Below are 13824 nucleotides of genomic sequence, written 5' to 3' on the forward strand. Positions count from 1 at the left end.
AACTGAAAGAGGTCTTTCTCGTTTTTCTTTTGAGCATGCACACTCAAACTCAATTTTACCAATTGAGCAACAATTTAAAGAAGCTCTCTATTCGGCAGGTTTACTTGTTGATGATCCACTTATGGATGGAAAATTACATAGAGTTCCTGTTAAAAATGACAAGAAAAGTCAAAAAAGTGGAGCTTATGTTGGTTATTCCTCTCCTTCAGGAGGAGGATATATTCAAAATTTTCGCACTGGCGAAAAAATTTATTGGAAACCTGAGAAGATTGTTTCCTCTCTTTCTGTAGAACAAAAAAAGAAGTTGGCCATTGAAATTCAAGAACGGCGAAAAATTTTAGAAAAAGAAATTGCTGAAAAACAAGAAAATGCTGCAATATTTGCTTCATGTATATGGGAAACGAGTAAAAGAGCAACTCCAGATAATGCTTATTGCAAACTTAAGGGCATTATAAAAACAGATGATTTAAGAGAAATTCCCGAGGATTTTCCAGATGATCTTAAGGAGCAAGGTGTAAGAGTTGCTAAATCCCCTGAAGAGGCTAAGAAAATAAAGCAAAGTAATTCTAATATTAGAACATTTTTAGTGGGTGATTTAATTATTCCATTGAGAGATAAAGAAAACAATTTAAGGACACTGCAAATAGTTAATCCCACTTTTAAATCCTTTATGAAAGATGGCAAAAAGCATGAAAGTTTTACGATTGTAGGCGCTGAGAGTGTGGGAATGTCTGCTCTTAATGATGATTTAGAAAAACCTATTTTTATTGCAGAAGGATATGCTACAGCTTCTGCCGTCGCAGAGATGGTTCAGATGCCTGTTGTAGCTGCTTTTGACGCTGGAAATTTAAGAAATGTAGCTAAAGTGATGCGTGATCAATATCCAGATCGTATGATTTTATTTGTTGCAGATAATGATCATGCTTCACAAGCTCATGGCAAAAAATCTATGAATGTTGGCATTACAGCAGCTTATAGTGCAGCATTAGATATTGGTGGAGGAGTGATTTATCCTGAGTTTCAGGAAGAAGAACGAGATTTTTCTGGTTGGGATGATTACAAAAGAGTGCATGGAAATAAAAAAGCTAAAAAAGATTTTTTATCTAAAATGAGAGTAGCTGAAATAGAAGCAAGAATTGCTGTTGAACGATTTCAAATGCTTGCTAATATTCAAGATCAATATGCTGTTGATGATCCCACCACTTCACTTGATGATCGCTATGTTAATGATGAACGTTATGCTGCTAATCAACTCCGTCAAAGAGCAGCAGCTCTTAATAGACGAAATATCAATTCCAACGATAAAACGATGATTTCACGTGTTAGATCTCGTCTTTCGCAAGATAAAGAACAAAGGTTATCTCAAAAGCCAAGTACAATTCTATATAGAGCAAAAAATAGTCAAGAAATGGAGCTTTAAATAAGTAGAAAATGAAATTTCGTATTGTTTAAATTCGGCTATTAAAATGCTGAGGAGATTTTGATGAAAAAGAAAATGCCTAAGAGCTATATGACCGATGCTGAGCGTGAGGAATTGCGAGCAGGGGGATCATCTGAAAATGGTATTTATATGGTTGAAGCAGAGGCAGCAGAAAAAACTAATGACGACCAAACAAAATGGGAGTGGTTGGCGATGGCTGAATATCCTGCGCATGCTCTTTTATGTCTTAGAAAATGGCGTGGAGCACAATTTATTCGTGATATGGGGTTTTCTACCAAGAATGCCGATAAAGAATATGGTTCAGATTGGTTAGACAAAGGTGTTGTGATAGGAGGTCACCATTTCTGATAAATTACAACATTTTCTTTGTGATTTTTGCATAGTATAGCCATCCAATGGAAAGAAAATAAATAATAAATATTTATTATTTACGTACAAAATATATAGTAAATATTTAAAAAGTATTTAAATATTATCATTTGTGTCATAAAAGTTTGTTTTTTAGGTTAGGATGGATGTTCATTATACATCAACGGCAGATTTCTACAAAGAAGCTATCGGTGTTGATCTTACAAATGATAAAGATTTTTCTCTTTAGAAAACCAAAGTGGGGATAAACTCTATTAGATAGGTATTTTTTATTGATCAGATTCATCTTGTAGATTAACACTCAAATTTTGCTGTATACGGGGATTTAAGCGTTACATTGGGGGTAATTTATCCATAACTGCATTGAAAAATAAGACGGATTCTGGACAAAGGAGACGGCTTATTAAGAAAATGTATTTTGAATTTGGGCAGCAGGTATGCAGTTATCTGCGAGATCCAACAGTTATAGAGATTATGCTGAACCCTGATGGAACTTTATGGGTTGAACATTTAGGTGAAGCAAAAAAAACAGTAGGGATGATGGAAGCCCATTGGGCTGAAGCTGTAATGGGAACAGTAGCCACTTCTCTTGGTACTCAAATCACTAAAGAATGTCCTATTCTTAAATGCGAACTTCCGATAGATGGAAGCCGTTTTGAGGCGGTAATCCTACCCATTATTGCAGCACCAGCATTTACAATTCGGAAAAAAGCAACACAGATTTTTACGTTAGATGACTATGTTGAAAAGAATATTCTTACTCCACAGCAGAGATTGCTTTTAAAGTGTGCAGTGAAAAATCACAAAAATATTCTTGTTGTTGGTGGAACAGGAACGGGGAAGACAACTTTAACGAACGCAATCCTCAAAGAAATAACCGATACCTTTCCGGAAGAGCGTTTTGTGATTATTGAGGATACTGCTGAGCTTCAATGTGCTGCGCCCAATACAGTAACATTTCGTGCTGTTGAATATATAGATATGACGCGATTACTTAAAGTAACGATGCGTATGGCTCTTGATCGCATTATTGTTGGTGAAGTAAGAGATGGTGCGGCTTTAGCTCTTTTAAAAAGCTGGAATACAGGTCATCCAGGGGGCATAGCAACGGTTCATGCTAATGATGCTTCAACTGGTTTAACAAGAATTCAACAATTAATAGCAGAAGCAACGATTGCTCCTATGCAACAACTGATTGCTGAAACAATTGATGTCGTTTTTAAGTATTGAGAAAATTTCTTCTGGCCGAAAGGTTAAAGAAATTATTGAAGTGTGTGGATACGATCACACAGCCAATAAATATGTAACTAATCTCATTTATTAAAGGAAAAAATGATGCACTTATCCTCAATTTATAAAAAGAATAATTCTTATAATCAAATGATAATTTTATACGCTGTAGGAGTTTTTGTTCTCTTATTTTTTCTTTTGAGAGATATGGTTTATGCCTCTGATGCGACAGCTGGAGGAGGTGTAGCTTTACCCTGGGAAACACCTCTTGAAAAACTAAGGAAATCAGTTTCAGGACCTGTTGCTTTTGCTGTTTCCTTAATGGGACTTGTGGCGGGTGGAATTGCTTTGATTTTTGGGGGTGAAGTTGGCGAATTTGTGAAGCGAATTATTTATCTTGTTCTTGTTATTAGTGTTATTGTTTTTGCGAACACTCTTCTTACCGGCGCTCTCTTTTCTGGTGCTGTTGTGCCTGCAAATGTGTTGGTTGGAGGATTATAATGGGGGGTAAAAGACAAACGCAATTATTTCGTTCTCTTCATCGTCCTCAACAAATTATGGGGGGAGAGCGGGAATTAATGCTTCTTTCGATGCTTTTGACTGGTATTCTTATTGTTTCGGCCATGAATATTGTTGCGGTTAGTGTTGGTCTTTGTATTTGGTTTATTTGTCTTTATGTGCTGCGAAGAATGGCAAAATTTGATCCTATTTTGTCTCGAATTTATATTCGTCAATTGAAATATCGTCGCTATTATGCGCCTTTTTCAACGCCCTTTCGTGTTGCACAGTCAGTAAGACCTTATTAATGCTTAAATTAAAACATTTTCGTTCATCCTTAGCAGGTCTTCCTGATCTTCTGAATTTTGCTGCATTGATTGATGATGGCATTGTTTTAGGCAAAGATGGTTCTTTGTTAGCTGGTTTTTTTCTTCGTGGGAATGATCCCATGTCAGCGACAGATACAGAAAGAAATTATATAGCGGGACTAGTGAATACATATCTTTCTCGTTTTCATTCAGGATAGGCCATATGGGTGGATGCTATCCGTGTAGAGTCTCCCGGTTATCCGGATGCAACATTATCACATTTTCCAGATTCTATTACGGCGTTGATTGATGCAGAACGACGCTCTTACTTCAAGCGCAGTGAGATGCATTATGAAACAGAATATGCTTTGTTGATCCAGTATCTTCCTCCGACACGCAAATCATCTAAGTTAGGGGAAATCGTCTATGACGATGATACGGTTGAAACGACAACTCCTGCTGAGCGTTTGCTAGAAGAATTTAAAAAGAAAATAGAGGATCTCTTTATTGGTCTTGGTGATCTTCTTAAAATGCATCGCATGAAAACTGTCACTCTGAACAATGGTGCAGAAACTTATCAAAGTGATCAGCTTGTTAATTATTTACATTATGCCATTAATGGGGAAGCCGTTACTCTTCGAATACCCAATTGCCCCATGTATTTGGATTCATGGCTTGGTTATACTGATTTATGGCCAGGAGATACACTACGGCTTGGAGATAAATTTATTGCCTGTATTTCGATCGATGGTTTTCCAGCAGCCAGTTATCCGGGTATCTTAGACATTCTTGATGGTTTACCTTTGCATTATAGATGGTCAAGCCGCTTTATCTTTATGGATCAGCATGAAGCTATTACAGCCTTAAATAAATACCGATTGAAATGGCAGCAAAAAGTCAGAGGATTTTTTTCTCAAGTTTTTAAAACCAATAAGGGAACTATTAATATGGACGCTTTGTTGATGACACAACAAGCGGAAGTTGCCATGAATGAAGCACGATCAGGTCTTGTTGCTTATGGTTATTATTCTCCGACTATTGTTTTAATGCATGAAGATCGTGAAGTTTTGATCGAAAATGCCAGACTGGTAAAACGGGAAGTTGAACATAAAGGTTTTTCTGCGCGCATTGAAACACTTAATACAATGGAGGCGTGGTTAGGATCCATTGCTGGACAAACTTATCCGAATATTCGACGGCCATTAATTAATACGCAAAATCTTGCTGATATGTTACCTCTTTCGAGTGTATGGCCAGGATTGCAAAATAATCCTTGCCCTCTTTATCCTGATAATTCTCCTGCTTTATCTCAAGTAGTTACAACAGGGGCAACTCCTTTTCGTCTTAATTTGCATGTTGATGATGTTGGCCACACTCTTGTTTTTTGACCAACTGGTGCAGGAAAATCAACTCTTCTTGCTTTTTTACTTGCGCAATCATGTCGTTATTGGTCAAAAGCAGTAGATGAGAATGGTAAGCACCTTCCTGCGCATATAACAGCTTTTGATAAAGGGTGTTCCTTATTACTTTGTGTCATGCTGTAAGTGGCCGTCACTATGATATTGGAGAAAGTGATAGCAGTTTGAATGCTCTTATGCCTTTAGCAGATGTTGATACGGATGCCGATAATCTCTGGGCTCAAGAATGGGTTTCAATTTGTTATGAACTTCAGACAGGACTTGCTCCAACACCAAAACAAAAAATGGAAATTCATCGTGCAATGCAACAAATGAAGCAGACGCCTAAGCATATGCGTTCATTAGGCAATTTTGTCACGACAGTTCAGGATAAGGAAATTCATCAAGCTCTTTTGCATTACACACTTTCTGGTGCTATGGGGCATTTATTGGATGGTAAGAAACCACTTGAAGAAGAGCACAATTTCGTTGTTTACGAAATTGATGAATTGATGAAGTTAGGAGATAAAAATGCTTTACCAGTTTTGCTTTATCTTTTTAGGCGTTTTGAAAAAAGTTTAAAAGGACAACCATCTATTCTCTCGCTAGATGAAGCATGGATTATGCTTGGCCATCCTGTTTTTCGTGAAAAAAATTCGTGAATGGTTGAAAGAATTGCGTAAAAAGAATTATCTTGTCCTTATGGCTACGCAAAGTTTATCAGATACAGCACGTTCTGGTATTCTTGATGTTCTTCTTGAACAATATCCTACAAAAATTCTCCTGCCTAATGAGGAAGCAGAGACGAAGGTACTGATGGTATTTCGGGAGTGATAGATTTCTAGAGAATGATTGGTCTGAACGACAAAGAAATTCAAATTATAAAAACAGCCAAAAAGAAAAGGCAGTATTACTATAAGTCTGTTCTTGGTCGTCGCCTTTTTGATTTAGGATTAGGAGAGATTGTTCTCTCTTTTGTAGCGGTTTCTAGTAAGGAAAATCTTTCTGAAATACAAAAACGTATCATTGCAAATTTGCAGGTGTGATGCATTATGAAAGTATTTTTTATGGTTGATATAAAATGAATTTTTTAGGGTGAAGAAAAAATTATTCATTTATACACTTGCCATTTGGTTTATGTGCTCCATCTAAAGGACAAATTGTTCTTTATTGAAAATGATTTTTATCGAAGGAAGGATCGCATTGCTCTCTGATAGAGAGGACAGAGTAATTTCAAATTTTTATTGATTTATTTTAAGACTTTAGGATGGAAAGGTTTTAGGCCTTTTGTGAAATTCAGAGTTTTAAAATGATACCACAATAGATTTCGGCATTGGCGGGGTAGCTTTCAGATTTTTATGAATTTTTTAGTACGCAAAAGTGGTTTTGCGGAGGGGTTGCTTTTGCTCTTTTTTGTGAGGCTGGGCTTTGTTTTTAGCATTGAATGTGTTTTTTATTGAGGGGTTTATTATGAAAAAAAAATCAACACAAAATATCATTAAAACGGTTTCATTAGGAGCAGCGGTATCTGCTCTTTTGTCCAGTACTTCTCCTGTTTTTTCAGCTAATGTTGCAATAACAGGAGCGACTATTTACAGTTCAAATGACCCTGCTTCTGCTTATATTGCTTATATAAAGGGGAGTCATGGTAGTATTGTTTTAAACGGTGATAATGATTATTGTGGTGTTGATAATGTTGCCGGTCGCGGTGGTGCTCAAAAACCTGGGACGGCCATAACTGCAGAAGAGCAATATGAGAGGTTTATTAATAACGAAACATTTTCTGGTCGGAATCCTTATGGCTCCTCAACAAAAAAAGTTAATTGGACTGGAGGAGGAAATTCTGTTGCAGTTACTTCTTATGGTATTGCTGGTTATGATCCTAGAGTTAACGGTAGCTCGGCGATAAATGATTTTGTATGGAAAAGTACTAAAGGCGTAGTCAGTGTTGGTAATCCTCAGAATGGCGTAACTAGACAGATTGTGGGAGTAGCGGCTGATACTGATTTGTCAGATGCAGTGAATGTTGCACAGTTACAAGCATTAAGAGAGATGATTCTTACAGGGGGTGATAGCCTTATTCAACAAGATGGGCAGACAGGTCTGATTACCATTGGTCGTAGTGTTAATGGAGATACAATCGATATTATAAACAATGAAAAGCAATCGCGGAAGATTTCTGGTCTTGGGGGTGGAGAAGTTTCTGAACATTCAACTGAGGCAGTAAATGGATCTCAGCTTTGGGAGACTAATGGAAAAATTTCAGAATTAGAGACTGAGATTGATAATATAGAGACGAATATAACTCAGATTCAGGCTAATGTAACAAAAGTTGCGCAAAATACATCAGCATATTTTGGAGGTGGTGCGGATATTTTGAATGATAAAGCACCAACGTATACCGTTAATGGCTCTAAGTATAATGATGTTGGCTCGGCGTTTGAAGGTGTTGATAATAGTTTTACGGAAATTAATAATAAAATCTCCGATATCACGGAAAATAGCCTTGTTCAGCAAGATGCGGCTCAGGATAATCTTATTACAATTGGAGCGGAAACAGGTGGCATTGAAATACATGTTAATAACAATGCAGGTAAAAGGCGGAGGATTGTTGGTGTTTTGGGAGGAGCGATTACCAAAGGATCCTCTGAGGCAGTGAATGGTGGACAGCTTTGGGATACTGAACAAGATATTGAAGAATTGGATTATAATACATCAAAGTATTTTGGAGATGGTGCGGATGTTTTGGTTGGTAAAGCGCCGACTTACACAATTAGTGGCTCTGAGTATAATGATGTTGGTTCAGCATTTAAAGGTGTTGATACGACTTTTACGGAAATTAATAATAAAATCTCTAATATAACGGAAAATAGCCTTGTTCAGCAAGATTCAGCTCAAGATGATCTTATTACTATTGGAGCGAAAACAGGTGGTACTTTAATTGATATTACGAACAGTGAAGATGAATACCGGAAAATTACTGGTGTTGATGATGGAGATGTTACTGAGCAATCAACGGATGCAATAAATGGTGGTCAGTTTTGGCGGATTGCAAGCAATATATCAGAGTATTTTGGAGGTGGTGCGGATGTTTTGGGTGGTAAAAGACCAGACTATGAAATTGATGGTATTACCTATAATGATGTTGGCTCGGCGTTTGAAGGTGTTGATGTTGCTTTTACGGAAATTAATAATGAAATCTCCAATATAACGGAAAATAGCCTTGTTCAGCAAGATTCAGCTCAAGATGATCTTATTACTATTGGAGCGAAAACAAATGGTACTGTAATTGATATTAAAAACAGTACAGGTGATCTACGGAAGATTACTGGTGTTGATGATGGAGATGTTACTGAGCAATCAGTGGATGCAATAAATGGTGGTCAGCTTTGGCAGGTTGCAAGCAATACATCAAAATATTTTGGAGGTGGTGCGGATATTTTGAATGATAAAGCACCAACGTATACCGTTAATGGCTCTAAGTATAATGATGTTGGCTCGGCGTTTGAAGGTGTTGATAATAGTTTTACGGAAATTAATAATAAAATATCCAATATTGCAGCAAGTAGCCTTGTTCAGCAAGATGAGGCTCAGGATAATCTTATTACAATTGGAGCGGAAACAGGTGGCATTGAAATACATGTTAATAACAATGCAGGTAAAAGGCGGAGGATTGTTGGTGTTTTGGGAGGAGCGATTACCAAAGGATCCTCTGAGGCAGTGAATGGTGGACAGCTTTGGGATACTGAACAAGATATTGAAGAATTGGATTATAATACATCAAAGTATTTTGGAGATGGTGCGGATGTTTTGGTTGGTAAAGCGCCGACTTACACAATTAGTGGCTCTGAGTATAATGATGTTGGTTCAGCATTTAAAGGTGTTGATACGACTTTTACGGAAATTAATAATAAAATCTCTAATATAACGGAAAATAGCCTTGTTCAGCAAGATTCAGCTCAAGATGATCTTATTACTATTGGAGCGAAAACAGGTGGTACTTTAATTGATATTACGAACAGTGAAGATGAATACCGGAAAATTACTGGTGTTGATGATGGAGATGTTACTGAGCAATCAACGGATGCAATAAATGGTGGTCAGTTTTGGCGGATTGCAAGCAATATATCAGAGTATTTTGGAGGTGGTGCGGATGTTTTGGGTGGTAAAAGACCAGACTATGAAATTGATGGTATTACCTATAATGATGTTGGCTCGGCGTTTGAAGGTGTTGATGTTGCTTTTACGGAAATTAATAATGAAATCTCCAATATAACGGAAAATAGCCTTGTTCAGCAAGATTCAGCTCAAGATGATCTTATTACTATTGGAGCGAAAACAAATGGTACTGTAATTGATATTAAAAACAGTACAGGTGATCTACGGAAGATTACTGGTGTTGATGATGGAGATGTTACTGAGCAATCAGTGGATGCAATAAATGGTGGCCAGCTTTGGCAGGTTGCAAGCAATACATCAAAATATTTTGGAGGTGGTGCGGATATTTTGAATGATAAAGCACCAACGTATACCGTTAATGGCTCTAAGTATAATGATGTTGGCTCGGCGTTTGAAGGTGTTGATAATAGTTTTACGGAAATTAATAATAAAATCTCCGATATCACGGAAAATAGCCTTGTTCAGCAAGATGTGGCTCAGGATAATCTTATTACAATTGGAGCGGAAACAGGTGGCATTGAAATACATGTTAATAACAATGCAGGTAAAAGGCGGAGGATTGTTGGTGTTTTGGGAGGAGCGATTACCAAAGGATCCTCTGAGGCAGTGAATGGTGGACAGCTTTGGGATACTGAACAAGATATTGAAGAATTGGATTATAATACATCAAAGTATTTTGGAGGTGGTGCGGATGTTTTGGTTGGTAATGCGCCAACTTACACAATTAGTGGCTCTGAGTATAATGATGTTGGTTCAGCATTTAAAGGTGTTGATACGACTTTTACGGAAATTAATAATAAAATCTCTAATATAACGGAAAATAGCCTTGTTCAGCAAGATTCAGCCCAAGGTGGTCTTATTACAATTGGTAAGAATGTGAATGGTACTGAAATTAGCATCCTAAACAATAAAAAGAAGCAACGGAAGATTACTGGTGTTGCGGATGGGCTTGTTTTTGAAAAATCAACCGATGCCGTGAATGGTGGACAGCTTTGGAAAACAAATCAAGATATTGAGAAACTCAATCATAGTGTAGAAAAAGCAGAGACAGATATAACGAATATTCAAGGTGATTTATCAAAGGTTGCAGTGTATACATCGAAATATTTTGGAGGTGGTGCGGATGTTCTGAGTGGTAAAGCACCAACCTATACCATTAATGGCTCTAAGTATAATGATGTTGGTTCAGCATTTAAGGGTGTTGATGGTTCTATGAAGGATATTCGTAATGAAATCACTAATATCACGACGAATAGTCTTGTTCAGCAAGATATAGATACGAAACTTATCACCATTGGTGCAAGAAGAGGCGGCACTAAGATTGATATTTCAGATCGGCCAGGAAAAGATAGAACTCTTTCTGGTGTAAAAGCTGCGGTACAAGGCAATGAAGCTGTTAACAAAGACCAACTTGATAAAAGTTTAAGAGAGATTAACAAAGATTTTGAGACTATGAGTGCTGCTGCAGTTCTTTACGATAAGAGGCCAAATGGTAGTATTGATTATAAAAACATTACTTTAGGTGGACAGAAGAGTAAGGGACCAGTTGCTATTCATAATCTTAAAGATGGTGTAATTTCTAATGAATCGAGTGATGCTGTTAATGGAAAACAGATTAATAAACTCTCTGGAGATATTGCGAACATTTTTGGTGGTGTTACAGAATTCAGCAATGGTGCTTTTACGCGACCAGTTTATGATTTATCGCATGTGACAACGGAAGGAATTGTAACAAGAAAGATCTATAATGATGTTGGTTCGGCTTTTGCAGGGCTTGATGCGAATATTAAAAATGTAAATGCGCGCGTACAGTATGTGATTGACGACTTTAATGACAAAATTGCCAATATTTCTAGTGATGCTTTGTTATGGAGTGAAAAAGAAGGAGCTTTTGTTGCACTTCATGGATCTAAAGGCCAAGCAAAACAAAATAGCAAACTGACATTTCTTTTAGATGGGGAAATTGATATTAATTCGACAGATGCTATTACAGGGAAACAGCTTTTTCAGATGAGTAACAAGCTTGCTTCTTATTTTGGTGGCGGTGCTAAATATAGAGATGGAGAATGGACAGATCCTACTTTTACGATTTATAAGTTTGGTGCCAATGGTTCTACTTCTGAAGCGGTCTATAAGGATGTTGCCAGTGCTTTTGCTGGTGTGAATGGCGGGATGTCCATTTTAAATGACCGAATTAAAAAGCTTGAAAAGCAAGGCGGACAAGGTGGTCCTGGTTCAGATGCTTTACAATGGAATGAAGAAAAAGGCGCTTATGATGCAAACCGAGAAGGAAAGGACAGTAAGATTACTGGTGTTGCAAATGGTAAAGTTGAAAAAGACTCGAAAGAGGCAGTTAATGGTGGGCAACTTTGGGATACCAACGAACGCGTTACGAATGTTGAAAATAAAGTAGACCATATGTCTAACACGATTAACGGTATAGCTGAGAATACTGTTCAATATGACAAAGATGCAAATGGCAAAAAGACTAATAAAATCACTTTAGCAGGAGGTGATGCTGGGCAACCTGTTGTCATTGACAATGTTGCAGATGGTAAGATTGAAGCAGGCTCGAAAGAAGCAGTTAATGGGGGGCAGTTACATGACTATACCAAGCAACAGATGGAGATTACTCTTGACGATGCAAAAAAATACACAGATGAAAAGGTCAAGAATATTGTTGTCGATGCTATTGATGACGCAGTAGAGAAGGCAAAAGACTACACGGATATGAAGTTTGATGCTTTAAATTATAACATTGAGGGAGTCCGAAAAGAAGCAAGACAAGCTGCAGCAATTGGTTTAGCAGTCGCTAACTTGCGGTATAACAATATTCCTGGTGCATTAAGTGTTGCATTTGGAACTGGTTTATGGCGTAGTCAATCTGCTCTTGCTTTTGGTGCTGGTTATACATCTGTAAATGGCAATATCCGTTCTAATGTGTCTGTGACAGGTGCGGGAGGTCATTGGGGTGTTGGTGCAGGAGTCAGCTTTACCTTGCCAGTGCGTTAATAGTCTATAGAAGCGCACGGTATGATTATCGTGCAGCGATATTAAGAGAAATGCATTAAGATTAAGACGGATATTTTCTTAAATCTCTTTTACGTCTTTCCTTCAAAAATGAGGGAAGGGCGTAAGTTTTTTATAAAGAGAAAACTCTATAGATTAATAGAGCAATCTTTTCTTTTATAGAATTTATTTTGTAATCTTATTCACAATAAATACATGATCTGATTTTGTTGGGATGTCTTTTTTTAATTAAGGGATTCATATTTAATTTTTTGCTTTCTATGCTCTATATTGGTTCTCTCATTATGGGCTATTAAAGATAAAGCAGACTATGTTTGGAAATGTGAAGGATTTTTCTATGTTTTGTAGAGGTTATTGTGTGTATCGAACAGTTATCCAATAATTCTTAATTTGAGTGAAGAGGCAGTAGACTTTTTGAATAAAGAAGTGTGAGTCTAAAATTTTGAATTCAAGTATTATTATAAATCAAGTATTATTATAAATAAAGTCTTATTCTAGATGCTTCTGGTGTCGGTGTCTCAGATATATCTTAAGGCAATTCATTCCTAAAAATACGATTTTGGCGGAATCAAGATAAGCTCAGATGTTTCTATTGGTAGATTCGATTGAAATATTATGAGAATTGAAGATTTTATAATTGGTGAGAATGTGCTGGTAAATAATGATGGTAATAAAACTATGGAAAACCTAAATAATCATTTCGATAATATCGAAAAGAAAATAAAGCATGATGATTTAAGTGGAATGCAGGGACCTATGAGGTCATGTCATAATGGTGCAGCATGGTAAATGAGCGGTGTGGCAGATGGTAAAGTAGAAAAAGGCATTGAGTGATGTGGTTACAGGAAATTAGCTTTGAAAAAATCAAAAAGCGGATGATCTTGAAAACACATTTGAGAGTTTAGTTCAATACAATAAAGACGAAGATAGCAAGAAAACCAAAAAATCACTTGAGCAGGAGAAGATATAAATACTCCTGTTATGATGAAGATATGGACAATGATAAAGTCACGAAGAATCTGAAAGAAGCTATTAATGGAGAACAATTGCATGAAAAACTAAAAAATGTTCTCGATGATGCAAAATGCTACTTCTAAAGCTAAAGATTATACCAATATGAATTTTGAAAGCTGAATTATAATATCAAGAGTGTAAAAAAGAAGAAAAATAAACACTATCGCGGTTATTAATTCGTTCTAAGAGATCAGCTTTAAAACTAAGCATAACAAAAATACGGCAATATCAATTTCCATTTATCTTCACTGCTAAAGACTCTCCTTACACTACCTCTATAACTCCTATCAGAAGATTCTTAGAGCATAAAAGAAGACATCTATATTCACCCCTCAATTCGAATAGATACACTGAATAA

General features: G+C 36.7%; 12 protein-coding genes. All 12 read left to right on the plus strand.

The genetic code is table 11. The features are described 5' to 3' along the window. Positions 1–121 precede the first annotated feature (121 nt). A complete protein-coding gene (locus Bra60_RS07480; protein ID WP_236823944.1) occupies positions 122–1420 on the plus strand; it encodes a toprim domain-containing protein in 1299 nt (432 codons plus the stop codon). Between the two features lie 63 nt (positions 1421–1483). Next, the gene (locus Bra60_RS00755; protein ID WP_078688299.1) at positions 1484–1789 is read left to right on the plus strand and encodes a hypothetical protein; all 306 of its coding nucleotides are present in this window, start codon (positions 1484–1486) and stop codon (positions 1787–1789) included. 432 nt (positions 1790–2221) lie between these two features. Next, positions 2222–3040, plus strand: a complete 819-nt coding sequence (trbB, locus tag Bra60_RS00760) for a P-type conjugative transfer ATPase TrbB (RefSeq protein ID WP_236823945.1) — start codon at positions 2222–2224, stop codon at positions 3038–3040. 102 nt (positions 3041–3142) lie between these two features. After that, positions 3143–3541: a TrbC/VirB2 family protein gene (locus Bra60_RS00765; protein WP_236823946.1), complete on the plus strand. Its 399-nt coding sequence runs from the start codon at positions 3143–3145 to the stop codon at positions 3539–3541. Further along, positions 3541–3846, plus strand: coding sequence for a conjugal transfer protein TrbD (gene trbD / locus Bra60_RS00770; protein ID WP_078688301.1), 306 nt, complete (start codon positions 3541–3543; stop codon positions 3844–3846). Before Bra60_RS00765 ends, trbD begins: the two co-directional genes overlap by 1 nt. Then, the gene (locus tag Bra60_RS07485) at positions 3846–4064 is read left to right on the plus strand and encodes a hypothetical protein (RefSeq protein WP_236823947.1); all 219 of its coding nucleotides are present in this window, start codon (positions 3846–3848) and stop codon (positions 4062–4064) included. Before trbD ends, Bra60_RS07485 begins: the two co-directional genes overlap by 1 nt. A 9-nt stretch (positions 4065–4073) precedes the next feature. Continuing rightward, on the plus strand, positions 4074–5234 hold the full coding sequence (locus tag Bra60_RS07490; protein ID WP_236823948.1) for a hypothetical protein: 1161 nt from the start codon (positions 4074–4076) through the stop codon (positions 5232–5234). Positions 5235–5374: 140 nt separating this feature from the next. Then, positions 5375–5905, plus strand: a complete 531-nt coding sequence (locus Bra60_RS07495) for a hypothetical protein (RefSeq protein ID WP_236823949.1) — start codon at positions 5375–5377, stop codon at positions 5903–5905. After that, on the plus strand, positions 5889–6077 hold the full coding sequence (locus Bra60_RS07500; RefSeq protein ID WP_235692193.1) for a hypothetical protein: 189 nt from the start codon (positions 5889–5891) through the stop codon (positions 6075–6077). Before Bra60_RS07495 ends, Bra60_RS07500 begins: the two co-directional genes overlap by 17 nt. A gap of 14 nt (positions 6078–6091) precedes the next feature. After that, positions 6092–6289 (plus strand): hypothetical protein, encoded by a 198-nt coding sequence (locus Bra60_RS07505; RefSeq protein WP_235692192.1) that lies wholly within the window; start codon positions 6092–6094, stop codon positions 6287–6289. Between the two features lie 424 nt (positions 6290–6713). Further along, complete coding sequence (locus tag Bra60_RS07510) at positions 6714–12434, plus strand: Vomp family autotransporter (protein ID WP_078697988.1); 5721 nt, start codon at positions 6714–6716, stop codon at positions 12432–12434. A 633-nt stretch (positions 12435–13067) separates the two neighbouring features. Further along, on the plus strand, positions 13068–13241 hold the full coding sequence (locus Bra60_RS07095; RefSeq protein ID WP_153300829.1) for a hypothetical protein: 174 nt from the start codon (positions 13068–13070) through the stop codon (positions 13239–13241). Positions 13242–13824: the final 583 nt, after the last annotated feature.

The organism is Bartonella sp. Raccoon60 (assembly GCF_002022585.1).
GTDB classification, from domain to species: domain Bacteria; phylum Pseudomonadota; class Alphaproteobacteria; order Rhizobiales; family Rhizobiaceae; genus Bartonella; species Bartonella rochalimae.

Bases quoted from the DNA above. Each gene is read 5' to 3' on its own strand.
- Bra60_RS07480 (WP_236823944.1), top strand. From the start codon at position 122: ATGGATGGAAAATTACATAGAGTTCCTGTTAAAAATGACAAGAAAAGT.
- Bra60_RS00755 (WP_078688299.1), top strand. From the start codon at position 1,484: ATGAAAAAGAAAATGCCTAAGAGCTATATGACCGATGCTGAGCGTGAG.
- trbB (WP_236823945.1), top strand. From the start codon at position 2,222: ATGTATTTTGAATTTGGGCAGCAGGTATGCAGTTATCTGCGAGATCCA.
- Bra60_RS00765 (WP_236823946.1), top strand. From the start codon at position 3,143: ATGATGCACTTATCCTCAATTTATAAAAAGAATAATTCTTATAATCAA.
- trbD (WP_078688301.1), top strand. From the start codon at position 3,541: ATGGGGGGTAAAAGACAAACGCAATTATTTCGTTCTCTTCATCGTCCT.
- Bra60_RS07485 (WP_236823947.1), top strand. From the start codon at position 3,846: ATGCTTAAATTAAAACATTTTCGTTCATCCTTAGCAGGTCTTCCTGAT.
- Bra60_RS07505 (WP_235692192.1), top strand. From the start codon at position 6,092: ATGATTGGTCTGAACGACAAAGAAATTCAAATTATAAAAACAGCCAAA.
- Bra60_RS07510 (WP_078697988.1), top strand. From the start codon at position 6,714: ATGAAAAAAAAATCAACACAAAATATCATTAAAACGGTTTCATTAGGA.
- Bra60_RS07095 (WP_153300829.1), top strand. From the start codon at position 13,068: ATGAGAATTGAAGATTTTATAATTGGTGAGAATGTGCTGGTAAATAAT.